The 22,908-nt window shown below is 64.6% G+C and carries 21 protein-coding genes and 1 pseudogene; 10 read left to right on the forward strand and 12 right to left on the reverse strand.

Features of this window, described 5'->3' with window-relative positions; genetic code table 11:
• Positions 1-7: 7 nt before the first annotated feature.
• From coxB to ACR652_RS22360, 4 genes are read right to left on the reverse strand one after another with little or no spacing between them, the layout of a single operon-like run.
• Positions 8-976 (reverse strand): cytochrome c oxidase subunit II, encoded by a 969-nt coding sequence (coxB, locus tag ACR652_RS22345; RefSeq protein WP_434508678.1) that lies wholly within the window; start codon positions 974-976, stop codon positions 8-10.
• Entirely contained in the window at positions 976-1,647 is a 672-nt protein-coding gene (locus ACR652_RS22350) for a c-type cytochrome (RefSeq protein ID WP_434508679.1), read from the reverse strand. Before ACR652_RS22350 ends, coxB begins: the two co-directional genes overlap by 1 nt.
• A gap of 11 nt (positions 1,648-1,658) precedes the next feature.
• Positions 1,659-2,465, reverse strand: a complete 807-nt coding sequence (locus ACR652_RS22355) for a substrate-binding domain-containing protein (RefSeq protein ID WP_434508680.1) — start codon at positions 2,463-2,465, stop codon at positions 1,659-1,661.
• Between the two features lie 11 nt (positions 2,466-2,476).
• Positions 2,477-4,324 carry a PQQ-dependent dehydrogenase, methanol/ethanol family gene (locus ACR652_RS22360; RefSeq protein WP_434508681.1) on the reverse strand — a complete coding sequence of 616 codons (1,848 nt, stop codon included), beginning with the start codon at positions 4,322-4,324 and terminating at the stop codon, positions 2,477-2,479.
• Positions 4,325-4,501: 177 nt separating this feature from the next.
• Between ACR652_RS22360 and ACR652_RS22365 the strand changes: the two genes are divergently transcribed.
• Both ACR652_RS22365 and ACR652_RS22370 read left to right on the forward strand, forming a co-directional pair.
• On the forward strand, positions 4,502-4,882 hold the full coding sequence (locus tag ACR652_RS22365) for a hypothetical protein (RefSeq protein ID WP_434508682.1): 381 nt from the start codon (positions 4,502-4,504) through the stop codon (positions 4,880-4,882).
• Positions 4,883-5,230: 348 nt separating this feature from the next.
• Positions 5,231-6,307 (forward strand): outer membrane protein, encoded by a 1,077-nt coding sequence (locus tag ACR652_RS22370; RefSeq protein ID WP_434508683.1) that lies wholly within the window; start codon positions 5,231-5,233, stop codon positions 6,305-6,307.
• A gap of 111 nt (positions 6,308-6,418) precedes the next feature.
• Here the strand turns inward: ACR652_RS22370 and lepA are convergent, their stop codons facing one another.
• From lepA to ACR652_RS22385, 3 genes are all read right to left on the reverse strand, one after another.
• On the reverse strand, positions 6,419-8,227 hold the full coding sequence (lepA, locus tag ACR652_RS22375; protein WP_434508684.1) for a translation elongation factor 4: 1,809 nt from the start codon (positions 8,225-8,227) through the stop codon (positions 6,419-6,421).
• A 146-nt stretch (positions 8,228-8,373) separates the two neighbouring features.
• Positions 8,374-9,033 (reverse strand): hypothetical protein, encoded by a 660-nt coding sequence (locus ACR652_RS22380; RefSeq protein ID WP_434508685.1) that lies wholly within the window; start codon positions 9,031-9,033, stop codon positions 8,374-8,376.
• A gap of 186 nt (positions 9,034-9,219) precedes the next feature.
• Complete coding sequence (locus ACR652_RS22385; RefSeq protein WP_434508686.1) at positions 9,220-9,507, reverse strand: hypothetical protein; 288 nt, start codon at positions 9,505-9,507, stop codon at positions 9,220-9,222.
• Positions 9,508-9,731: 224 nt separating this feature from the next.
• Here ACR652_RS22385 and ACR652_RS22390 point away from each other — a divergent pair, with 224 nt between their 5' ends.
• The 3 genes from ACR652_RS22390 to ACR652_RS22400 are packed head-to-tail and all read left to right on the forward strand — an operon-like array spanning position 9,732 to position 12,774.
• Positions 9,732-11,594 carry an ATP-binding protein gene (locus tag ACR652_RS22390; protein ID WP_434508687.1) on the forward strand — a complete coding sequence of 621 codons (1,863 nt, stop codon included), beginning with the start codon at positions 9,732-9,734 and terminating at the stop codon, positions 11,592-11,594.
• Positions 11,587-12,393, forward strand: a complete 807-nt coding sequence (locus ACR652_RS22395; RefSeq protein ID WP_434508688.1) for a peptidoglycan-binding protein — start codon at positions 11,587-11,589, stop codon at positions 12,391-12,393. Before ACR652_RS22390 ends, ACR652_RS22395 begins: the two co-directional genes overlap by 8 nt.
• 39 nt (positions 12,394-12,432) lie before the next feature.
• Complete coding sequence (locus tag ACR652_RS22400; RefSeq protein WP_434508689.1) at positions 12,433-12,774, forward strand: DUF1491 family protein; 342 nt, start codon at positions 12,433-12,435, stop codon at positions 12,772-12,774.
• 27 nt (positions 12,775-12,801) lie between these two features.
• On the opposite strand, the gene ACR652_RS22405 is transcribed toward ACR652_RS22400, so the two are convergent.
• Together ACR652_RS22405 and ACR652_RS22410 are read right to left on the reverse strand one after the other, a co-directional pair.
• Positions 12,802-15,051: a ComEC/Rec2 family competence protein gene (locus ACR652_RS22405; RefSeq protein ID WP_434508690.1), complete on the reverse strand. Its 2,250-nt coding sequence runs from the start codon at positions 15,049-15,051 to the stop codon at positions 12,802-12,804.
• Between the two features lie 81 nt (positions 15,052-15,132).
• Positions 15,133-15,333, reverse strand: coding sequence for a hypothetical protein (locus ACR652_RS22410; RefSeq protein ID WP_434508691.1), 201 nt, complete (start codon positions 15,331-15,333; stop codon positions 15,133-15,135).
• A gap of 147 nt (positions 15,334-15,480) precedes the next feature.
• Here ACR652_RS22410 and ACR652_RS22415 point away from each other — a divergent pair, with 147 nt between their 5' ends.
• Positions 15,481-16,497 carry a DUF2336 domain-containing protein gene (locus ACR652_RS22415; protein ID WP_434508692.1) on the forward strand — a complete coding sequence of 339 codons (1,017 nt, stop codon included), beginning with the start codon at positions 15,481-15,483 and terminating at the stop codon, positions 16,495-16,497.
• 41 nt (positions 16,498-16,538) lie between these two features.
• Here ACR652_RS22415 and lexA read toward each other — a convergent pair whose 3' ends face one another.
• The gene (gene lexA, locus ACR652_RS22420; protein WP_434508693.1) at positions 16,539-17,249 is read right to left on the reverse strand and encodes a transcriptional repressor LexA; all 711 of its coding nucleotides are present in this window, start codon (positions 17,247-17,249) and stop codon (positions 16,539-16,541) included.
• A gap of 393 nt (positions 17,250-17,642) precedes the next feature.
• Between lexA and ACR652_RS22425 the strand changes: the two genes are divergently transcribed.
• Positions 17,643-17,969, forward strand: a complete 327-nt coding sequence (locus ACR652_RS22425; RefSeq protein ID WP_434508694.1) for a hypothetical protein — start codon at positions 17,643-17,645, stop codon at positions 17,967-17,969.
• An 842-nt stretch (positions 17,970-18,811) separates the two neighbouring features.
• Here the strand turns inward: ACR652_RS22425 and ACR652_RS22430 are convergent.
• Positions 18,812-18,973 carry a hypothetical protein gene (locus tag ACR652_RS22430; protein ID WP_434508695.1) on the reverse strand — a complete coding sequence of 54 codons (162 nt, stop codon included), beginning with the start codon at positions 18,971-18,973 and terminating at the stop codon, positions 18,812-18,814.
• A 217-nt stretch (positions 18,974-19,190) separates the two neighbouring features.
• On the opposite strand from ACR652_RS22430, the pseudogene ACR652_RS22435 reads away from it, so the two are divergent.
• Positions 19,191-19,879, forward strand: a pseudogene (locus ACR652_RS22435) (Mu-like prophage major head subunit gpT family protein).
• Positions 19,880-19,915: 36 nt separating this feature from the next.
• The gene (locus tag ACR652_RS22440) at positions 19,916-20,245 is read left to right on the forward strand and encodes a hypothetical protein (protein ID WP_434508696.1); all 330 of its coding nucleotides are present in this window, start codon (positions 19,916-19,918) and stop codon (positions 20,243-20,245) included.
• Positions 20,246-20,405: 160 nt separating this feature from the next.
• Here the strand turns inward: ACR652_RS22440 and ACR652_RS22445 are convergent, their stop codons facing one another.
• Positions 20,406-20,642, reverse strand: a complete 237-nt coding sequence (locus ACR652_RS22445) for a hypothetical protein (RefSeq protein ID WP_434508697.1) — start codon at positions 20,640-20,642, stop codon at positions 20,406-20,408.
• Between the two features lie 648 nt (positions 20,643-21,290).
• On the opposite strand from ACR652_RS22445, the gene ACR652_RS22450 reads away from it, so the two are divergent.
• A complete protein-coding gene (locus ACR652_RS22450) occupies positions 21,291-22,904 on the forward strand; it encodes a PfaD family polyunsaturated fatty acid/polyketide biosynthesis protein (protein ID WP_434508698.1) in 1,614 nt (537 codons plus the stop codon).
• Positions 22,905-22,908 lie beyond the last annotated feature (4 nt).

Raw genomic sequence — 22,908 nt, forward strand, 5'->3', positions numbered from 1 at the left:
CGGCTCCCTATTTGAGCGTTTGCAGATAGCGGCGGATATTGGTCAGTTCCGGCGCCTGCAAATCCAGAGTTGGCATTCTGGCGCCGGGCTTGACGCGCTGGGGATCGGCGATCCAGCCGGTCAGGGTCGCCGTGGTGTTTTGCAGCGTGTTGGCGGCGAGAGCTCCCCGGCTCATCAGATGCGTCAGGTCCGGACCGAGCTTCCCTCCCGCCAGAGTGCCACGCACGCTATGACAGACGCCGCAGCGCGCGAGAAACGACGCCTCTCCGGTCGCCAGTTCGCCCTGCGCCTTTTGCGCCGGCTGCACTTGCGCCTTGCGCCAGGCCTCGAACGCCTCCGGCGGCTCCGCGATGACCGTGACCGCCATATGGGCGTGCTGGCGGCCGCAATATTCCGCGCATTGTCCGCGATAGGCGCCGGGCCTGTCCGCCTCGAACCAGCTCACATTGGTCTGGCCGGGGATGAGGTCGAGCTTGTCGCCAAGCGCGGGAATCCAGAAGGAATGAATGACGTCTTCGGTGTGAACCTCGAGCCGCACCGGAACGCCCGTCGGAATATGCGCTTCGTTCGCGGTGTCGAACACCTGCGCCGGCTCATCACTCTTGTAGCGGAATTGCCACCACCATTGATGGCCGATCACCTCGAGGGTGAGCGCCGGCTCGCGCGGCGGCTTGTTGATGGCCGCCATTGTATAGGCGTTCCACGCCATGGAGCCGAAGAGCGCCAGCGTGGAGAGCGCAACGCCAACCGTGATCCAGGACAGGCCGCCGCTTCGCCTCACGACCGGCTCGCGCCCTGTCTCTTCGGCGGAGAACGCGGCGCGCCGCATCGCGACGCCAGCGGCGGTCAGCAGCGCGATGATGGCGACGACGGCGATGGAGAGGGCAAGCAGCGCCCATGTCAGAAGCGCGATCGTCTCCGCCTTGCCGCCAAACGCCTGCAGGTAATTCATGGGCGGATAGGCGGGCGTTGGCATCAGCGCTTCCCGTTGGGCTTTTGGCCGAAGCTGAATCGCTCCGTCTCGCTCCAGGGGGTCGCGGTCTTCGCAAATTCCGCCGGAACCTGCTCGATCGAGAACGCCTCGTGCGAAAAGGTCTGACCCCATGCGCGCGTCGGCTCGCTGCTGATGCTGCGAATATAGGCGACAAGATCCCAGATGATCTCTTCGGGCAGCATGGCGCCCCATGAAGGCATGCCGTTGGGGCGCCCCTGGTAGATGCTCAGATACACATTCTGCGGCGCGCCGCCGTAGATGAAGAAGCGATTGCTGAGCGACGGTCCCATGCCGCCGCCGGCGTTCGGCGCGTGACAGCCGCTGCAATTGAACATGTTGAAATAATTCATGCCGCGCTGAATTGCTTCGGGATTGTTTTCGACGGGATTGACGACTTGCGGCCTCGGGCCGGTGTTTCCGGGCAGCAGCGCGGAAACAGGGGCCTCCAGCAATTGGCTCGGCGCTCCATAGGCCACGATGGGCGCGGTCTGTCTCGGCGGCGGATTGGAAGGCGGCGGCGTCCCGTTCTGCGCGGCGGGCTGCGGCGCTTGCTGGGGCGCCGGCGCGTGTCGCGCGGGGCGCGCGTCAGCGGCCTGCGGTGCGAGCGTCAGCGCAAGTAGAACGGCCACACTCTCGAGGCTCCGCCTTTTCATTGGCCTTTCCTTTACCGCTGGGCCTCGGAGGCGATCGGAACCCCATAGCGTGCGAGCAGCGCGGCGACGTCGCCACGCCGGCGCTGGAGGATGTCGTCGAGTTTCCTGAGCAGCGCGACGTCTCCCTTGCGCACGCCCATGGAAATGTCGAAGGCGAATTCCAGTGGCGCGAAGTCCTTCGTATCCGCGATGGGAACGATGCGCAGCGGGACAGGCGAATGCAGCGCGGCGTAGCCTGCGAGCGGCCCCCACGCGGCGGCGAGCTCCACCTCGCCGCTTTCCACCGCCTTGATCAACCGCGCGGGCGGCGTCTCGTCACGGTAATCGCCATAGATCGTGTAGCCGATGACATTGCCGACAATGCCCTGTTCGCCCAGCGCATGCGCGGGCGGCGCGTTCATGCCGTCGTCGCCGAAGAGATGCACGCCGATCTTGAGCTGATGCAGGCGCGGGTCCTTCAGCGACGCAACGTCAATGTTGCGGTCCTGACGCGAGACGAAGACATAGCTGGAGCGATAATAAGGCCGCGTCGTCGCGACAGGGCCATAATGGGCCGGCACGCCCATGACCACGTCGCATTGCCCGGCCTTGAGCGTGTTCCGGATGAAGCCGCGACGCTGCGCCCACCACGCATAGGAGACGGTCTTGCCCATGTCTCGCGCGACGAGCTCGGCGAGCTTGTTCTCGAAGCCGTTCCCCTTGTCGTCCGAGAACGGCAGGTTGTTGGGGTCGGCGCAGACCCGCAACGTATCGGCCTGCACGACGGCGGCCGGCGCTACGAGGATCACGACGAGGGCGGCAAGGCTGGCAAGACGCATCGTGACGCTCCTTATTGCGCTGGCGTCGCATGCTGGACGCTCGCGTCGCCCAGAGAAAAAACAAGCAGCGTGCTGCCGCCGACGGTATAGAGCGGGAGATCCTGGGTCGCGCCGACAAAGCCGAGCGCAGAATTGCGCACGCGCGGATCGATCTCGGCGCTGGCGATGACGCCCGGCCATCCGCCCACGCCGGAGAGAATGGCGATATACTCCACGCCGTCACCCCCGACATAGGCGACCGGCTGTCCGACAAAGCCGGACGGCGCCCGAATCTGCCAGAGCACTTGCCCCGTCCGCGCGTCCAGCGCCTTGAACATGCGATCCATCGTTCCGTAGAACACGACGTCTCCGGCCGTCACGAGAGCGCCGCTCCAGACGGGGAGCTTTTCGGTCACCGACCAGGCCTTCGCGCGCTTGACCGGATCCCACGCCAGAAACTCGCCGCGATGGCCGCCGGGGCCGGCGTACATATCGACGGTCGCTCCCACGAAAGGCGTGCCCGCGATATAGCTGACTTCGCTGGCGTTGAAATTCGCGCAGAGATGCTGATGCGGCACGTAGAGAAGCTGCGTGCGCGGCGACCAGGCCATGGGCTGCCAATCCTTCGCGCCGGGCGGCGCGGGGCAGATGTTTTCAACTGTCTTGTTGAGAACGGGCTTCAGCGCGTCATTTGGCTCGATCCGCCCCGACTTGAGATCGACGCCCTTGTAGACGGTGATGGTGTCGTAGGGATCAGCGGACAGAACCTCGCCGGACGCGCGATCGATCACATACATGTAGCCGTTGCGGCCGGGATGGACGAGCACCTTGCGTTGCGCGTCGTGAATCGGCAGGTCGAGAAGCATGTTCTCGTTGACTTCGTCATGGTCCCACAGATCATGGGGGCTCATCTGATAGGCCCATCTGGCCGCGCCGGTGTCCGCGTCGCGCGCGAACACCGTGCTCGTCCAGAGATTGTCTCCGGGTCTCTGATTGGAGTTCCATGGGCCGGGATTGCCTGTGCCGTAAAAGAGAAGATTGGTTTCCGGATCGTAGGAGAGCCATCCCCAGACCGTGCCGCCGCCGGTGCGCCAGTGATCGGCCGGCCAGGTCGTGACGCCGAGATCCTTGCCTTTCATCCAGTCGTAATGCGGGCTGAACTCCGGGCCGATGAGCGTTTCCGAATCCGGCCCGGTCGAATAGGCGCGCCACGCGATCTTGCCGCTGTTCTGATCCACGGCGGTGAGCCAGCCGCGAACGCCCATTTCGCCGCCGCTGTTGCCCGCGAAGACTTTCCCCTTCACGGCGAGCGGCGCCATGGTCATCGTCTCGCCGAGATTGATGTCGCCGAGTTTCGTGACCCAGAGTTCCTTGCCGCTCTTCGCGTCGAGCGCCACCATGTAATCGTCGAGCGTATTGAGGAAGATCTTGCCATTGTCATAGGCGAGGCCGCGACTCACCACGTCGCAGCAGGCCACGCCTTTGGCGGCAGGCTCGGGTTTCGGGGCATAGGACCATCTGATGTCGCCGGTCGAGGCGTCGAGCGCGAAGACCTGGTTGGGGTGCGGCCCGTCATAGGGACCGACGACATACATGACTCCGTTGATCACAAGCGGCGCCGCCTCCTGCCCGCGATTGGCGCCGACCGAGAAGGACCACGCCAGTTTCAGCTTGTCGACATTGGCGGTGTTGATCTGGTCCAGCGGGCTGAAGCGCGTATTGGCGTAGTCGCGCGAGGCGATCGGCCAGTTGCGCGCATCGGACGCGAGCGCGGCGAGCGTCTGCTGCGCGCAGGCCCATCCGGGGTGCAGCACGGACGCGCACAGCGCTATTCCTGCGTAGAGGCAATGGCTCCTCGGGAGAGACGCAAACGCCGGCATGAGCCGCCCTCGTTGATGGCTGGTAAGAACGGACCAGGGAAACGAAACAAGGAAGCCAGTTAGCGCGCGCCCAAGGCGGGGCCAGCGCGGCAATTCGAAACCGCGCGGCGCGGGGCTGTCCCGACAGGAGGGCGGCGCCAGATAAACGCGAAGTCGCAAACCGCGGAAGGAAAGACCATGACGCAGATCAAAAGCGCGCGCGCCGCCCCGTCGCTCGAGACGATCGTCTCGGGCCTCGGCTGGTTCTCGATCGGATTGGGTCTTCTCGAGTTTTTCGCGCCGAGACAGGTGGCGGCGCCGCTCGGAATGGAACGCCGCGCCGGGCTCGTGCAATCCTACGGGCTGAGAGAGATGATCGCCGGTCTCGGCATTCTGCTGTCTCGGCGGCCGGCGGCCTGGCTCTGGGCGCGGGCGGCAGGCGATGTGCTCGACATGGCGGCCGTCGCGCCGCAAATGGCCAGCACGAACAAGAGCGTGCAGCAGGCCAACAATCTCGCGGCGCTGACGATCGGTCTCATCGCGGCGCTCGACGTTTACTGCGCGATGAAAACGAGCTGACCGGCGCGTTGCGGCGTCATCGTAACAGAGCGCCGGAGGAAAAGCCGGTGGGAGAGCCGGCTTTTTCTTTGGCCCTCCCGCAACGAACCGCTCTACGGCAAGCGGTAAATTTTCCACGTGAGAATTCAGCGGCTTGCCCAGCTCTGGGCTGGCCCGTGGCCGTTACCTCGACAGGAAGCGCAAGCGTATCATTTGTGTTGCATATCCGAGACACCTTTCCGAAAAGTCACACACAGCGTCACATGTGCTTTGACGATTCGGTTGCAATCGTTTCTTTTAGCAGGCGGTAAGACACAACCATCCGGACGCCCGCTTTGGCGGGCGCTCCCCGAAATACTGGATTGCTAAATGAAGAAACTTCTCATCTCCGTTGCGACGCTGGCGCTGGCCGCTGGCACCGCGCTCGCCGCCGACCTGCCGACGCGCAAGGCTCCGCCGATGCTTCCCCCGCCGCCGCCGCCGCCGCCGATGTGGACCGGCTTCTACGCCGGTCTGAACGCCGGCTACGGCTTCGGCACCAACAACAATCCGCAGAGCGCCGTTTGGGCCCAGGATGCGGTCATCTTCCAGGGCTTCCAGAGGGGCGCTGCCCAGCCTAACATGGATGTGGCTCAGCGGTATTATCCGGTTTTCGGCACCCTCGCGACCGGCGCCGGCCTTGCCCAGTCCGGCTCGTTCAACAACGCCAATCAGAACGGCTTCATCGGCGGCGGCCAGATTGGTTATAACTACCAGTGGGGTCCGAACTTCCTGATCGGCATCGAGGCTGACATCCAGGGCACGGGCATCCGCGGCACCTCGCATGGCGGCGCGTCGGGGATCTCGAGCGTGTCGAACGCCGGGTATAACTGTTTCTTCAACTCCTGCTCCCCCGGCACCTGGACCAATACGGCCACCTCGATCGGCGGCACGAGCATCAATGCCGGCGTCGACTGGATGGGCACAGTGCGCGGCCGTCTTGGCTACCTCTGGACCCCCACGATGCTCATTTACGCGACGGGCGGTCTGACCTATGGCGGCGTCTACGCCAATGTGCGTCATACGGGCGTGACGCAGCTTGACAACTCCTTCACGACCACGCCGAACTACTTCAACCGCGACGTGATCAACCCCTCGCTCACCTACACGTCGATTGGCGGCGGCAACAAGTCTCAGACGCTTGTCGGCTGGAACGTCGGCGGCGGCCTCGAGTGGATGTTCATGCCGAACTGGTCGATCAAGGCCGAAGGCATCTACTGGAACATGGGCAATATGAACGTTCCGACGGCGACCCTCGCCGCTGCGCCGGTCAGCAACGCGCTGAACAGCGCCGGCCTGGGCGGTATTGGCGCCGTGCGCGTCAACTATCAGGGCGTGATCGCCCGCGCTGGCGTGAACTATCACTTCAACTGGGGCGTTCCGGCTCCGGTGGTCGCCCGTTACTGAGACAGGGCTCCAAAGCCCGTCAATGGAAAGGCCCGGCGAAAGCCGGGCCTTTTCTTTTGGGAGCGACGCACGCCGTGAGAGAGCGGGAGAAAGAGAGGCTCCAGAGAGCCCCTACTCTTCCATCTTCAGCGCGGCGATGAAGGCTTCCTGCGGGATTTCGACGCGGCCGAACTGGCGCATCTTCTTCTTGCCTTCCTTCTGCTTCTCCAGCAGCTTGCGCTTGCGCGTCACGTCGCCGCCGTAGCATTTGGCGGTCACGTCCTTGCGGAAGGCGCGCACGGTCTCGCGGGCGATGATCTTGCCGCCCAACGCCGCCTGAATCGGCACCTGGAACATATGCGGCGGGATCAGCTCCTTGAGCTTCTCGCACATCTGACGGCCGCGCCCCTCGGCGCGCGTGCGATGCACCAGCATGGACAGCGCGTCCACCGGCTCGGCGTTGACGAGAATGCTCATCTTGACGAGATCGCCGGCGCGATAGTCGGTGAGCTGATAATCGAAGCTCGCATAGCCCTTGGAGATCGACTTCAGGCGGTCATAGAAATCGAATACCACTTCGTTGAGCGGCAGGTCGTAAACGGCCATGGCGCGCTTGCCGACATAATTGAGATCGGCCTGCACGCCGCGCCGGTCCTGACAGAGTTTCAGAACCGAGCCGAGATATTCGTCGGGCGTGAGGATCGTGGCGCGAATCCACGGCTCCTTGATTTCCTCGATCTTCACCACATCCGGCATGTCCGCCGGATTGTGCAGCTCGATTTCATCGCCGTTGGTGAGCAGGATCTTGTAGACCACCGAGGGCGCCGTCGCGATCAGGTCGAGATTGAACTCGCGATGCAGGCGCTCCTGAATGATCTCCAGATGCAGCAGGCCCAGAAAGCCGCAGCGGAAGCCGAAGCCCAGCGCCGCCGAGGTTTCCATCTCATAGGAGAAGCTCGCGTCATTGAGGCGCAGCTTGCCGATCGCGGCGCGAAGATCCTCGAAGTCGGCGGCGTCGACCGGGAACAGGCCGCAGAACACCACCGGCTGCGCCGGCTTGAAGCCCGGCAGCGCTTCGGCGCAGGGCTTGCGCTCGTCGGTGAGGGTGTCGCCGACGCGCGTGTCGGCCACCTGCTTGATCTGCGCGGTGATGAATCCCACCTCGCCCGGCCCGAGCGCGGCCACGTCCTGCATCTTGGGCCGGAACACGCCGATCTTGTCGACCTCGTAATGGGCGCCCGTGCCCATCATCTGAATCTTCTGGCCCTTCTTCAGCGTGCCGTCGAAAATGCGCACGAGCACGACGACGCCGAGATAGGCGTCGTACCAGCTATCGACCAGCAGCGCCTTGAGCGGCGCCTTTTCGTCGCCCTGGGGCGGCGGCAGGCGGGTGACGATGGCCTCCAGCACGTCGGGAATGCCGATGCCGGTCTTGGCCGAGATGAGCACGGCCTCCGAGGCGTCGAGGCCGATGACTTCCTCGATCTGCTCCTTGATGCGCTCGGGCTCGGCCGCCGGCAGATCGATCTTGTTGAGCACCGGCACGATTTCGTGGCCCGCGTCGATCGCCTGATAGACATTGGCCAGCGTCTGCGCCTCGACGCCCTGCGAGGCGTCGACCACGAGGAGCGAACCCTCGCAGGCCTTCAGCGAGCGGGAGACCTCATAGGCGAAGTCGACATGGCCGGGCGTGTCCATCAGATTGAGGATGTAGTCCTTCCCATCCTTGGCGCGGTAATGCAGCCGCACGGTCTGGGCCTTGATGGTGATGCCACGCTCACGCTCGATGTCCATGGAGTCGAGCACCTGCTCGACCATCTCGCGGGCGGCGAGCGTCCCGGTCTCCTGAATGAGCCGGTCGGCGAGCGTCGACTTTCCGTGGTCGATATGCGCCACGATCGAGAAGTTGCGGATGTTGTCGAATTTGTGGGGGCTGCTCATGCGCGCCGGGATAGCAGCGCCCGGCCCCAAAAGAAAGGGCTGGTGAACCCGACGGCCCCGCCCGCCCTCATCCGGCGCCTCGGCCCGCCAGCTCCCTCAAGGGGAGAAGCGGACCCGGAACGCGCGGTCGGATGAGGGGCGGCCGACTACTTCTTCGCCAGCAGCTCCTCGACCTTGGCGACGCCCTGCTTCGAGAGGGCGATGACGCGCGGGGTCGCCCAGGCGATGAACTCACGCGTGAGCTTGACGGCCGCGCAACCGATGACGGTCACGGTTTCGATGGTCTTGTCGTACCAGGGCAGGATCGGGCTGTCGGCCGGAATCTTGCTGCGCACCCAGGCCACCGCCGCCCTGGTTTTCTCGCTGGCCATCGCCCAGAGCAGTTCGAACGGATCGGCCGAGGGCGTGTTGTCGATGATCCCGCGCAGACGGGCGATTTCCTCGTCGGCCTCGTCGGCGCGGCGCTTCGCGTCGTCGGCCAGACGGGTCATGCTCTGGATGAGGGCCGTCGCGGAGGCCTTCTCCTGCGCCAGACGGTCGCGCTCCGAGACGAGATCGGCGATCTTCTTCTCATGGTCGGCGACGACGTCGCCAATCATCTGGTCGCGCTGGGAGAGAACCGAGGCGAGCTCCTGTTTCAGGTCGTCGCGTTCCTTGGCGTAGGCATTGGCCTTGGCGACGATTTCCGCCTTTTCGAAGTTCTGGCGGTCGCGCTCCGCACGGATGGAGCGCAACTGCTCCTGAATATTCTCGAGCTCCGACCGGAATACGTTGTCGTCGGGTTGCGCGGGTGATTCGTCGGACATGGCCGTCTCCTTGGAACTGGCGGAAGGCGCAACAGGACGTTGCGGCGAATTTGCGGCGGTAGCGGTTCGGCCGTGGAAGCGCTCGTTAACCAGATTACCCAATATGGTTAATTTTTTGATTACGAGCAAAAATGTCCGTTTATGAAACGGCTTAGCTCTCTCAAACGCTTTTTGGACGCCAAAAGGTTAACGGCCGCTCCGCGCGGACGGCAGGTTTTGCAGAAGCGCGGCGCAGTCGCGCGGCGAGGCGAGACATTTGTCGCGGGCGGCGGAGAACAGCGCATCCACGCCCGCCTGAGCCAGGTTTTGCGGGCGGTCCGCCGCCGCTGCGTGGCGCGCGGCGCCGGCCGCATCCCGTGACGCGGCGCCGTGAAGAGACCTTTCCGGCACGGCGTCCGGCGCGCCGAAGCCGCGCCAGCCCAGGGCGAACAGAACCAGGGCGATGCAGGCGAAGCTCTTGAGCAGGAAGACCATGACGCGGCTCCTCGGGCCCGCGCGGCGGCGCGGCGCCAATCGGCGACTGTCAGCAAGCTTCTCGCGCGCAGGAGTTGAGCGGAGGTAAACGCGCGGCGGCGCGGCCGGATGCGGCGCGACAACCAAAAGAAAACCATCGCGCGCGGAGCCGGCATCGGCGCCATGGCTCATTTAGCAGTCACTTAAGAGAGCTTTGCGAGGCTGCGCTCAATCAGGAGCGTCCTTTGCGTAAATTCGTGCGTATCTTCGCAACTCTCGACAGGCCGGGCGGCTGGCTCGATCTTCTGGCCCGGCAGAACGCGGCGTCCGGTCCGCTCGAGGCCGCGCGCCGCCGCTCCTTCCTGCTGCCGCGCCTTGCCTTTGCCGGCGCCACGCTGCTCGCCGCGCCGGCGTGGGTTCTCGTCCATGGCGCCCCGACGCAGCACGAGGCGTCTATTTTCCTTCTCGCGCAGACGCCGCTGGTTTGCGTCGCCCTGCTGGCGCGCACGGGCCAGTTGCGACTGGCGCAAAGCCTCTCGATCCTCGGCTGGCTCGCCATGGCGGCGGCAGTCGGCGCGCTCGCCGGCGGCTTTGGGGCGGCGCCGGCCGCCCTTCTGGCGGTCGCCCTCCTCGAGGCGGCGCTCGCTCCCGGCCTGCTGCTGCCTGCTCTCGCCGGGGCGGGAGCCGTCCTGCTCGTCGCTACGGCGGCGGGCGCCGGCCTTTCCGGCGCCGAGAGCGCCGCGCTTTCGGCGGGTTCGATCCTGATGACGGCTCCGCCCCTGCTATACGGCGCGGCCATGGCCATGTGCGCGGTCCGCGCCGAGCGCATCCGCAGCCAATCGCAATCCAGCGACGCGCGCGACCTTCGCCTGCTGACCAACGCCATCGGCGACATCGTTCTGCATCTCGATCGCAGCGGCGCGGTCGCCAGCATCATCGGCGACACGCACAGAACCTATGGTCTCGACCGGCGCGATCTCATCGGACGCGGCTTCTTCCAGCGCGTGCATGTCGCCGACCGGCCGGCCTTTCTCAAGCTCGTCTCGGACGCCGCCGAGGACAGCGCGCCGCTGACCGGCGCGCTGCGGGTGCAGGTGGGCCTGTCGGCCTCGGCCTCCGGCGATTACGCGGAACCGGTCTTCAACGATTTCGACGCGCGCATGTGCCGCGCGCAGCCGGCCTTCAACGAAGCGAACGGAGGGGCGATCGAAACCTTCCTGCCGGTGGTTTGCATCCTGCGCGACGTCACCGCGCAGAAGCGCGCGGACGAAGCGATCGCGGCGGCGCGGGCCGAGAGCGAGCGCGCGACGGCCATGAAGACGCGCTTCCTCGCCAACGTCAGTCACGAACTGCGCACGCCGCTCAACGCCATCATCGGCTTTTCGGAGATGCTCGCCAATCCCGCCCTGGCGCCGACCGATCCGGAGCGGCAGCGCGAATACGCCGGCATCATCGCCAATTCGGGCAATCACCTCCTCCAGGTGGTCAACACCATTCTGGACATGTCCAAGATCGAAGCCGGCTCGATGCAGCTCTATCCCGAGCCCTTCGCCCTGCCGGCTCTGATCGACGAATGCTGCGACATGGTGCAACTGAAGGCCGATCAGGGCGGCGTCAGGCTGCTGCGCGAATACCGTCGCGACATCGCGGAGCTTGTCGCCGACAGGCGCGCCTGCAAGCAGATCCTGCTCAACCTTCTGTCGAACGCCGTCAAATTCACGCCGGCGGGCGGCAGGGTGTGGGTGCGCGTCGCGCCCGAGGGCAATCTTCTGGCCGTCACCGTCGCCGACACCGGCATCGGCATCGCGCCGACTGATCTGGCGCGGCTCGGCGATCCCTTCTTCCAGGCGAGCGCCACCCATGATCGCGCCTATGAGGGCACGGGGCTGGGTCTTTCCGTCGTGCGCGGGCTGGTGGGTCTGCATGGCGGCGCCATCTCCGTGGAAAGCGCGATCCGCAAGGGCGTCGCCGTCACCATTCGCCTGCCGCTCGACTGCCGGGGCTTCGCCCCCGGCGCGCCGGCGAAAATTGAAGCCATCCCCCGCCATGACGCGGTCATCGGCGCGGACATCCGCAACGACGAAGACGTGGTGAAGAAAATTGCGTGACGTTTCGCTCAGCGCCCAGAAGTTCGACGACTTCCCCGAAGAACGCGCCGCGCCGAAGCGCCGCGCCCCCGGCCCCTCGCCCGCGCGCGCGCCGAAATACGGCGCGCCGCGCAACGCGCCCGTCAAGAAGCGCCGGCTCGGCGCCATGGCGCTGTTCAGCATTGCGGGCCTCGCCCTTGTCGGCGTGCCGTTGAACGCCCTTTACTTCCAGGATGGCCGCCACCCCGCGCCACTGTTTTCATCGCATGTCCTTGTGCCGGAAAAGCCCGACCCGGCGACGACGCCGATCCCGCCCGCGCGCCCAAGGATCGAAGCCGCGCGGAGCGATGTGGACGGCGCGAAAGCCGAAGCGTCCGCCCACGTCGCCCCCAGGGCGAAGGACACGGTGAAGGCGGACCCGCTGGCGGATATTCTGAAATCGGAACAGGCGCCGCCCGTCCGGACCGAAAAGGTCGAGCGTGTGGAAAAGCCGCCCGTGAAGGTCGAAAAGAAGCGCGAGGTCGCAAGCCGCGACCAGATCGGCTCCCTGCTCGGCGCGGGCGCCGCGAAACCGGCGGCCCCGCCCGCTCCGGCGACCACAGCCACGGCTCCGGCGGCCGGCCCGGATCGCAACGTGCTCCTGGCCCAGCGGGCGCTCCAGCGACTGGGCTATGTCGTGAAGCCCGACGGCATGGCGAGCCCGGCCATGAAGAAGACCATCGAGCGTTTCGAGAAGGACAATGGATTGCCGGTCACCGGCGAGCTGAGCCCCAAAGTGGCAAAAGCGCTTTCGGCCCGGGCCGCGGCGCAGCCTCAGTAGCGTTTGGACCCTGGACGAAATCCGCTCTAAATTAGCCGGATGCGTCTGAGATCCGATATTTTTGCAAGCGCCCTCATTCGCCGGGCTGAAGCGCAGGGGGCGGTCGCCATGCTGCGCCGGCGCGGCGCCGCGGAGGCTGGCGCCGTGTTCATCAAGCTCGACCGTCTGGACGGCCGCGCCGCCGTCTACGGCCCGGCGCCCCAGAGCGAACAGCCGCCCGAAGGGGTCGACCGTCTGTTTTCGAAGGTTCACGCCGACGACTGGGTCGATCCCGCCGAGGCGGAAACCCGTCTCAAACGTGAAATCATGTTCGATCCGGACATGTGGCTGATCGAGATCGAGGACCGCGAGGGCCGCGTCTTCGTAGATCTCGCCGCCTGACCGCCGGCCGCCCGCGTCGCGGGCCTCTTACTCGATGGGCTCGGAGAGTTCGGCGTCTTCGCCGTCTTCCTCCGGGACGGCGCCGCGGCGCGCCGTCTGGGCGGGGCGCGGCGACCAGGGACGGTCCTCGTCGACCCCGCGCGCCGTCGTCCATTCCACCGCTCCCTCGGGTCGCAGGCGCAGCGAGATGGCGCCGGTCTCCGCCAGTTTCAGGCGGTCGATGACAATCGGCGCCGCACATCCGCCGGGGGCGCGCAGCGGGGTCACGATGATGGCCGCGCGCGCGCAGTCCTCCAGAAAGGCGCCGCGCGAAAGCACGAGCGACACCGCGCGTCCGTCGGCCAGCCGGCCCACGCATCCGTCCGCGTCGCAGGCGGCCCCGGTCCGGGCGTCCGCCGCGGCGCGCGCGTCGGCGTCCGCGCGCAGCCATTGCTCGGCGGCGAAGGCCCCGGGCTTCTTGCCGAGCAGCGTCAATTGCCCCGTTGGCAGGCGAATGGCGGCGGCGTCGCCCGTCGCGGGGATCGCCAGATCGAAGCCGGGGCCGCTTCCAGCGCCGATCAGACCGACCAGCGCCAGCGGGATCGCCGTCGCGCGCAGCGTCCAGGTGCGCCACAGAACGGCCGAGAGAACCGCCAGCGCCAGGAACAGAATCGCCCAGGGCGGGAACGCCTTCACATGCAGGCTCGCGCCGGGCGCGCTGGCGATCAGCCCGGCGAGCCAGATGACGAGATCAATACCCATCTCGAGCCAGCGCCAGACGAAGCCGTCGAGGCCGAAGGGATACAGCGCCGCGCCCAGCAGCGCGCAGGGGACGGCGAAGAATTCGATCACCGCCAGAGTGAGCGGATTGCCGATCAGCACATAGGGGCTCAGCTCATGGAAATCATAGGCCATGAAGGAGGCCGTGGCCGATGTCGCGCAAAGGGTGGCGACCAGCGGCGCGCCGGGCCCGTGCAGCAGGCGGTCCAGCAGCGCCTCGCGCCATTCCTGAAACCGGCTCCGCACGGACGGCGGCCCGCGCGGCGCTTGCGCGACATGGGCGCCGCGCCATTCATAAACGGCGATGAGCGCGCCGACCGCGGCGAAGGAGAGTTGGAAGCTCGCGCCCAGAATCGCCTCCGGCTCGACCGCCACGACGAAGAAAACCGCCAGGGCGAGATTGCGCATCGACAGCGACGGGCGATCGAACAGAACGGCGGCGAGCATGATCAGCGTCATCACCAGCGCGCGTTCCGTGCCGACCCGCGAGCCCGTGCCGATGTCGTAGAGAACGGCGCCCGCCATGGCGAGCGCCGCCGCCCATTTGCGGATCGGATAATTGAGCGCGAGGGTCTGCGAGGTTGCGAGGAGACGGCGCAGGCCGACGAAGAAAATCCCCGCGACGAGCGTCATCTGCATCCCGGAGATGGTGACGATGTGGAAGATGCCCGCCCGCCGGATGAGGTCTTTCGCGCTCTCGGAGAGAAAGTCGCGCTTGCCGGCCACCATGGCGGCGGCGATGGCGCCGGCGTCGTCGCCGATGATCTTGTAGACGCGCAGCGCCAGCGCATTGCGCAGGCGATCGACGCCGGCGAAGAAACGCAGCGACGCCGGCGCGGGATCGGGCAGCGGCATGGTCTCGATGCGGCCGAGCGCGCTGCCGACGCCGCCCAGCCGCGCGAAATAGGCGTCGCGGGCGAAATCATATCCGCCCGGCAGGGCGGCCCGCGCCGGCGGCATCAGCCGCGCCTTGAGCGCGATGAAATCGCCCGCCGCGAAACTGGGCTCGCCACGCGTGGTGAGGCGGACGCGCGCCGGAACGACGTCGCCCGGCAGACCCTCCGCGCTTGCGACGCGCAGCACGAAGCGCGCCCCGGCGCGGCGCAGGTCGATCTCCTCGACGAAGCCCGTCAATTCGCCGACGCCGACCCGCGTCACCACCGGCGCCGCCACCCGCGACGTTCGCCACGCCCCCGCCGCGAAGCCGGCGGCGACGAAGGCGGCGGCGACGAGGAGAGCATGGGCGCGGGCGTGGCCGCGGACGAGAACGGCCAGCGCGACGACAACCGCCAGGGCGCCGACGCAAAGGGCCAGAGGCGGTTCATGATTGGCGGCGAAATAGAGAAGAACGCCGGCTCCAGCCGCGACGGCGCGCCACAGAAACGGCCGCCGTAGCTCCGTCTCTTCGGCATAGGCCGCTCCCAGCGCGGCCCTCAGCCGCTGAAGGCGCGGCGCGAGCGACAGAGCGCGGGGGCCGTCGATCAGCTCCTCATGTTCCGCCGCGCGCGCGTCGCTCATCCAGGGCCCCGGCCTTCCGCAGTCCGGGCGAGATTAATCCGGACGCGCGGCTGGCGCCAAAGCTACGTTGCAGCTTTTGGATCAGGCTCGGGCGCGGCCCTTGCGCTTTCCGCCGCCGCGCGGCCGCCCGCCGGGCGCGCGGGAGTCGCAGGTCTGGAGCGGATCGTCCATGCGGATGTAGCGCACGCCCAGAAAAAACAGGATCTGCGCGCCCCCTGTCGGTGGCTCGCGCATCTCGCGCGAGGACGTCCCGCGCATCCGGAAGGCAATGACCTCCCCCATGTCGATCCTCTTGGCGTCAGCGTGGCTGATCCAAATTGGATCAGCCATCCAGGCGATTAGGCGGCGTCGACGGTTAATGTTCCGTCAATGACCGCTTGCTAGTGTCAGAGCCCGAGTTGCGTATGCGTTTGAGCGAGCATCCTGCCCATGCAAGCAGATAAGTCCGATCGGCGGACAGAACAGGGCGCTGTATTGCGCAAGGTCGTCGATCAGTTCCTCGAGCGGCAACTGCACCCGATTGCCGATTACAAGCAGTTTGAACAACTTACCATCGGCATGATCGATCTTCTGGACGACGCGTCCCTCGCCCGAATCCTCCGCCCGATCTGTCTCCATCCGGAGACGTCCCAGGCGATTTTCGACCGTCTTCTGGCCAAGGGCGGAGCTTGCGCGGCGCTGGCCATGGAGTTCTCACCGCGCCTCCCGCGCGCCGGACTGATGGCGGCGGCGCGGGGGGGCGACCCTTCCGCGGCCTGCGCCGTCGCACGGCGCAAGGACCTCGACGGGGAGATTGTCGCCCAACTGCTGCGACGCGGCGAGAGCGAGGTCATGAAGGCGCTGGCCGAAAACCCGAACGCACAGCGGGATGACGCCTCGCGTCGCGCCATCATCGAAGCAGCGAGGGACGACCTCGCCTTTGCGCGGATGCTGCTCGACCGAGACGATTTCGGCGCTGCTGACGAAGCTCTGTTTCTCGCCGGCCGGCGCCAGGAGCGCGGGAACATGATCCTCAACGCCTGCCGCCGCGCCCTCGCGGCCGGCGGCGGCCAATCTGTTCCAGCCGACCCTGAACTCGCCGCACAGCTCGAGGCCGCCGCCATCCGCCGCGACCGGGACGCCATGGCGGCGACTCTCGCGCGGGCGTTCAATTGCCGGAAGTCTCGCGCCCGGGCGATCGTCGATGACCAATCCGGCGAGGCGATGGCGATGGCGCTCTCGGCGCTGGGCGTTCATCCCGACGCCGCGACCCGGATCTTTCTCTGCGCGGACGCGTCCATCTCACATGACACGGCGACCGTGCGCGGTCTTGTCGATCTCACGCGGATCACGCCGCAGGGCGCGGCGACCGAGATCATCAGCGCCGTCACCGGGGGCAGGATAGGTGTGCGGGAAAGCCCGCAGCGCCCCGCGCCCCCGCCCCGGCCGGCAACAAAGACAGGCTGATCCGCCGTCGCCTGGCAGGCCGGCGCCGGCCCGGCTCCCCCTCAATATTTCCGCAACAGGCTGACGAGCTTACCCTGAATCCTGACCTTGTCGGGACCGAAGATGCGGGTTTCATAGGCGGGGTTGGCCGCTTCCAGCGCGATCGAGGCGCCCCGCTTGCGCAGCCGCTTGAGCGTCGCTTCCTCGTCCTCGATCAGCGCGACGACAATCTCGCCGGAATCGGCGTGGTCCTGCTTCCTGATGATAACCGTGTCGCCATCGAGAATGCCGGCTTCGATCATCGAATCCCCCCGGACCTCCAGCGCGAAATGCTCCCCGCTCGACAGCATGTCCGGCGGCAGATTGATGGTGTGGCTGCGTGTCTGAATGGCGGAAATCGGCGTGCCGGCCGCAATGCGGCCCATGACCGGAACCGCCACCTGCTGATTGCTCTCCTCCTCGCGCTCGCTGAGGGGACGAACGCGGCCGAGATTGCCCTGGATCACCGAAGGCGCGAATTTGCCGCCCCGCGCCCCGCCACCGCCGCGCGGCGTCGCGGATTCCGGCAGACGCAACACTTCCAGGGCGCGAGCGCGATTGGGCAAGCGGCGGATGAACCCCCTCTCCTCGAGCGCGAGGATGAGACGATGAATGCCCGATTTGGAGCGCAGATCGAGCGCGTCCTTCATCTCGTCGAACGACGGGGGAACGCCCGATTCCTTGAGTCTTTCATGTATGAAGCGCAGCAGATCGCTCTGCTTTTTCGTCAACATCGTCCGCCCCATCCGCACGACCGCGCGCCAGGCTGGCGCCGCAAACAAATCAAGAACAACCTTTAACCGTTCGCGGTGCGTTCTGCAAGCGGGCTTTTCTCAAGACGCGCGCGGTGGAGCGGCCTTCTTTGGCAAGCTCAGGTGTATTTTTCATGGATTATGCACCGTATTGAACGCACATTCCGCCTTGAGGTCGTGCCATCGCCCGACCTTTACCTGACCGTCCGCGCTGGTTTCGTTGCCAGAGGGAACCTTAAGCGCGTGGTGTATCGCCAATGGCGTGAATCGCCAAACGGCCGAACGCGCTCTTAAGGGAGCGCGAAACGGCAAGGTTTCGCGAGATATCAGGGAGCGGGTTGTCGCGGCCGCGTTTTCGGAAGAGCCCCGCGCGACATGACGGAGACGGTGCTATGGATGGTGGCCGCCGCCGCAGGCGTAAGCCGCCGTGCGCTTGAAATAGCGGCGTCGAAGATCGCGGCAGGGAAGGCAAATTCTTGGCGCGGGGCGCCGCTCGTCATCGAGACTCTCAAGGGGCGCGGCGGGAAGTCAGGCGTTCAATATCAGGTCCGCGTCGATTCACTTCCAGCCGACCTTCAAAGCCACTTCAATGCGCCGTCGAAACCCCTCCCGGCGCCCATCAAACTGCCCGTAAAGGCCGCAAAAGTCGCAGCGATCCAAGCCACGTTTGGCGAAGGCGACGGTTCTCCTGCAAAAACTTAGTTACTTATCTAAAAGGAGACTATGTCTTCGTTGGGGTTCCAAAATATGAGCATTCGGTTCGACTTCCGATTGAAGACGCGGATGGAAATTCTCTTGGCTTCGCGGAAGAGGATGAGGGCTTCGAATATTTTAACGCGGCGGGTGCGAAAGAGAGCAGCCATCGGAAAGCGCTTCAGCGGCGTGCCATCCGGGACCTCGACAAGTCTGCGCCGGATATCGACGTAACAGCTGAAATTCTAAGCTTTCCGGCAAGAGCGCCCAAAGCGCTCCTTGCGCCGACTGCCGCGCGCGTCACCGCCTCTGACAAGGAAAGAGCCATTGCGCGCGGCTTAACAGAGACTCCCGAGGCGGCGCGCAAGCGCGAAGCGAATATGCGTCGACACAACGAACAAAATCAAACCAAGCGATAAAGGAATTCATCGAAAAATTCGACGAAAGAGAGGCTCAGGAAAAATGATGCACGTCAGCCGAACGTCGATCTTTGAGGCAGTCGAAAACACGGTCCATATAGTCGATCGCATGAAGTCGATTGCGGGGGCGATCATAGGCCCTGCTGCGATCGGCAAGACAACTGCGGTTGAGCATCTAGCAAACACGAAGAAAGGTATCAACTATATCAGAGTATCGGGAGCACAGGGAAGTTTCAAAGCCGGTTGTGCGCTACTTGCGTCGCATTTGGGCGTTCACTCGAATTTCGACAGCGCTGAGAAAATATGGACGAACTTGGAGGATCACTTCGAGTACTGGGCCCACGGGTAGCTCCCGCGCTTTCGGGCGCACCGCGGGCCTGTCTGAAAAAAGCGCGGCGGCTCCCTGTCGAGGGGAAGCCGCCGGGGGGCGCATCATATGCCGAAAGAAAATGTGCGGAAGGGGGGCTTCGTCATCTTTTCGTCGTGCGCTTTTGTCGCCGCGTGGTTGAATTCTTTACCTTCTTCCCCAATGTTGACAGAGGGTCGCTTCGTCATGGGTTTCTGTCCTTTGGTGGTCGCGATCTGAATTTCCAAGCGGCCTATCCAGCGCGCTTGATGGTGCTTTAACGGAGCTGTTTTTGCCCACCCGCGCCCCACTGAGGACATCCGGGGAGCAAACCGCCGGTTTCACCCCCGTTTTCGGGTCGCGGTGCCACCGCCTCACCCACTTCCCTGACAACTGTCAGGGGCGGCAAAAGCCGCCTTTTCCCGCAATCTCCCACACCTCGTTTCCCGCCAGCGTGTTTGGGCAATGCAGTTACCCGCGATTATCGTGAACCGTAAATTCGAGTCGACGATAAGCGTCTCTCGCGAAAAGATCGAAGACGATCAGTATGGCATCTTCGCCCCGGTTTTTCAGCAAATGGGGCGTATGACTGCCACTCACCCCGACACGCTGATTTTTCCGCTTCTGAAATCCGGCCTTACGGAAAGCTGCTACGATGGGCAGTTTTTCTTCGACACGAACCATCCCTCCAAAGACGAAAAGGACCGCGATGTTGTCGTCTCCAATTGCCAGCCCGGCACGGGAGACCCTTGGTTTTTGATCGATGCGTCGCAGCCCTTCAAGCCGCTCGTCTGGCAAGAGCGCCTCCCCTACGAATCCAGTTCATCGACAGCCCAAACGACCCCAACGTCGTCCTGAAAGATGAATACATCTGCGGGGTGCGCGGGCGCGCCAATGCCGGATTTGGGCTGTGGCAACTCGCCTACGGCTCAAAGGAGGCGCTCGCCATGGACAACCATGCATTGGCGCGAAAAACCATGCAGCAGCTCAGGGGCGACCGTGGGCAGTTGCTGGGGATTTCGCCCTCAACTTTGGTTTGCCGCCCAGCCAATGAAACGGCGGCCCGTTCCGTCCTGAAGGCGCAGACGATTCTGGAAAGCGGAGCGAGCGCGCCCTCCCCGAACGTCTGGTTTGGTACGGCGATTTGCTCGTAACGCCCTACCTCTGAGCGCCTACATAGAGAGAGTCCCATGGGTGACGCTGTTCTGAACGAAACCGCTCCAGCGATTGGCGAAGCTCTTGCGATCGCCCTCAACACCCTTGGCGAATGCCACGTTCCCATGAAAGTGCCGTTTTCGTTCAAAGGGTGTTCTTATCCCTATGCGTCGCTTCGCGTCCCAACCGGGCGAGACTTTCGCGATTGGAACGCTCTGCCAGAACGGGCTCGCACAGCGCACGCATGGCTCAAGCTCGTTCTTGCCGCTCCGGTTGAAATTCTCGACGAAATGCACGCCGCCGACTATGTCGAATGCCTCAACGCGTTGAAAAATCATGCACATCAGCCGAACGTCGATCTTTGAAGCGGTTGATGACACGGTCCACATCGTCGATCACATCAAGTCGATTGCTGCGGCGATCAAGGCCCGGCCGCGATTGGCGAGACAACTGCGGTTGAATATCTGGCAAACAAAATAAGCAAGAGTTTCGGGAGCACAGGGAAGCTTCAAAGCGGGTTGCGCGCTACTTCCATCGTATTTGGGTAGCCAGCTTCTCAACGAAATGGTGGATGCGCCTGACCGCTTTCGCTCCCAGGTCATTCGTCTGCGGCAATGACGACGTGTTGAAGCGCAGATGTGTTTCGAAAGGGGCATTCGAGCAAGTCACCAGCCGTCTGGCTAAGCGAAAGTTTTTAATGGCGGCCAAGACGACTTCAAAACCATAGCGATTGATCGAGATGTCTGCGGGCTTGAAGCTCATAAAGCTAGTGCTAATTACGGTGGGGCCTTGTTGCCGAATGTTGACGAGCGAACAAGACGTCGATGAAAATAGCGTGACGACGAGTTTCTGCGACGTTAGTGTGCAGTCTTGGCCTCTATGTCCTCGATCGCAAACCGAGGCCGCTTGGTAATGCCACGAAGTTGAGTGAGAACTCGCGGGAGGCGCTGCCGGCGCAGAGCATGCGCCCGACCGTTCAAATAGCAGGCGAGCCGCTTCCCAATAGTGACGTCACACCAACTGGCGGCGAGGCTTATTCAATCGAGAGGCGCTTTCTCGCGCTCGATCCGCATTGAGGCGACATCGCGCTCTGGCTGTCAGTTTCGATGACGGGCGCGTCATGGTTGCGGAGCCCTGCGCTCGCGCTGGCCCCGCGCATGCAACTTGCGCGTTCACGAAACCGTCAGGCGCCGCCACTGCGCTATTGAGATTATCACATAGCTATCTCTCGTCATACGATCCTCGCCGGGAAAGTCATCCGCGCGCTCAACTTCCGGGCGCGCTGCCCCATGCCGCTATGATTTGCGGGGAAAGCGAGCGTCAGAGCGTTTGCATTCGTCATTAAATTGCATCACACTTGAGCTAGACAATTTGCCGAGATTTTCTAAGACAGTTTGGGAACGAGACGATATGACCTCCAATGTTGGTGCGCGTGCGCTCGATGTCCGGCAAGCAAGCGCCGTCGAGGGCTATCTGAGCAAGGTGGCGGCCGCGGTGTCGACGACCGATCGCCCAATCGCAGTTCATCGTTCGGAGAACGACCTGCACACGCCTGTCATTGTCGAACGTTCCAACGACGTATCCACTTATTTGAATAGCTCACTATTCGCGCTCCTGCCGCCGATTTATCCCGAATGGCTCGGCGATCGAAGCTTCAATGAGACCCATGGGGCGCGATTTGCTTACGTCGTGGGCGAAATGGCGCGTGGAATCACATCGGCAAAGATGGTGATCGAAGCGGCGAGAGCCGGGTTTGTCGGTTTCTTCGGTAGCGCGGGACTCGAGCCGCCCCAGATCCGCACAGCGCTCGAGGAGATAAAGTGCGCGCTCGGTCCCGAAGCAACAGGCTGGGGCGCGAATCTCATTCACAATCCCGACCGGCCGGACATGGAGCGCGCGACGGTTGAGTTTTTTCTCGAGCACCGCGTAAAGCGCGTTTCGGCGTCAGCTTTCATGCGGCTATCGCATGATGTCGCGCACTATTCGATCGCGGGATTGGCGCGTGATTCAAATGGCCGGATCAGCCGAAGCACGCACGTCTTCGCGAAGGTGTCGCGGCCCGAGGTTGCGAGACAATTCATGTCGCCCGCTCCAAGCGACATGTTGAGGGAGCTTGTCGCGGCCGGACGCATCACGTCGGAACAGTCGGAATTGGCACAATCAGCGCCTGTCGCAGAGGACGTCACGGTCGAAGGCGATTCCGGGGGACATACCGACAATCGTCCGATTGCTTCGCTCTTTCCCGTCATCGCCAATCTGCGCGACGATCTCGCCGCGCGGCATGGCTACGTCCGCCCAATTCGTCTCGGCTTGGCTGGCGGGCTCGGCGCGCCATCTGCGATCGCCGCCGCGTTTCAGCAAGGCGCGGCCTATGTCATGACGGGCTCCATCAACCAGAGCGCGATAGAGGCCGGCGTTTCGAGCGCCGCGCGCGCGCTGTTGGCTCAAGCCGAAATCGCGGATGTCACAATGGCGCCCGCCGCCGATATGTTCGAACTGGGCGTCAAGGTGCAGGTGCTGAAGCGCGGCACGATGTTCGCGACAAGAGGCCAGAAGCTCTACGAGCTGTACCGTCGTTACGACTCGCTCGAGGCGCTTCCCGACAAGGAACGGCGCTGGCTGGAAACCCAGGTGCTTCGAGAGTCGGTCTCGGATGCCTGGGCAAACTGCCGCGACTATCTCAGGCGCGCCCATCCGACGCAGATGGCGCGGGCGGAGCATGACGCGAAATTGCGTATGGCGCTGGTCTTCCGGCGCTACCTCTTCCTCGGCGCCGAATGGGCGCGCGACGGCGCCGACGACCGCCGCATCGACTATCAAATCTGGTGCGGCCCGGCGATGGGCGCTTTTAACGACTGGGTGCGGGGGAGCGCGCTCGAGCCTATCGGGAGTCGAACCGTCGCGGCGATTGGGCGCAATCTTCTCGAAGGCGCCGCGGCGATCACGCGCGCGCATCAATTGCGAATGGCCGGGGTGCATGTTCCGGCCGAGTTCTTCTCGATGCCGCCGAAACACATGGGTTAGGACG

The organism is Methylocystis sp. (genome assembly GCF_051061225.1).
Lineage (GTDB): Bacteria > Pseudomonadota > Alphaproteobacteria > Rhizobiales > Beijerinckiaceae > Methylocystis.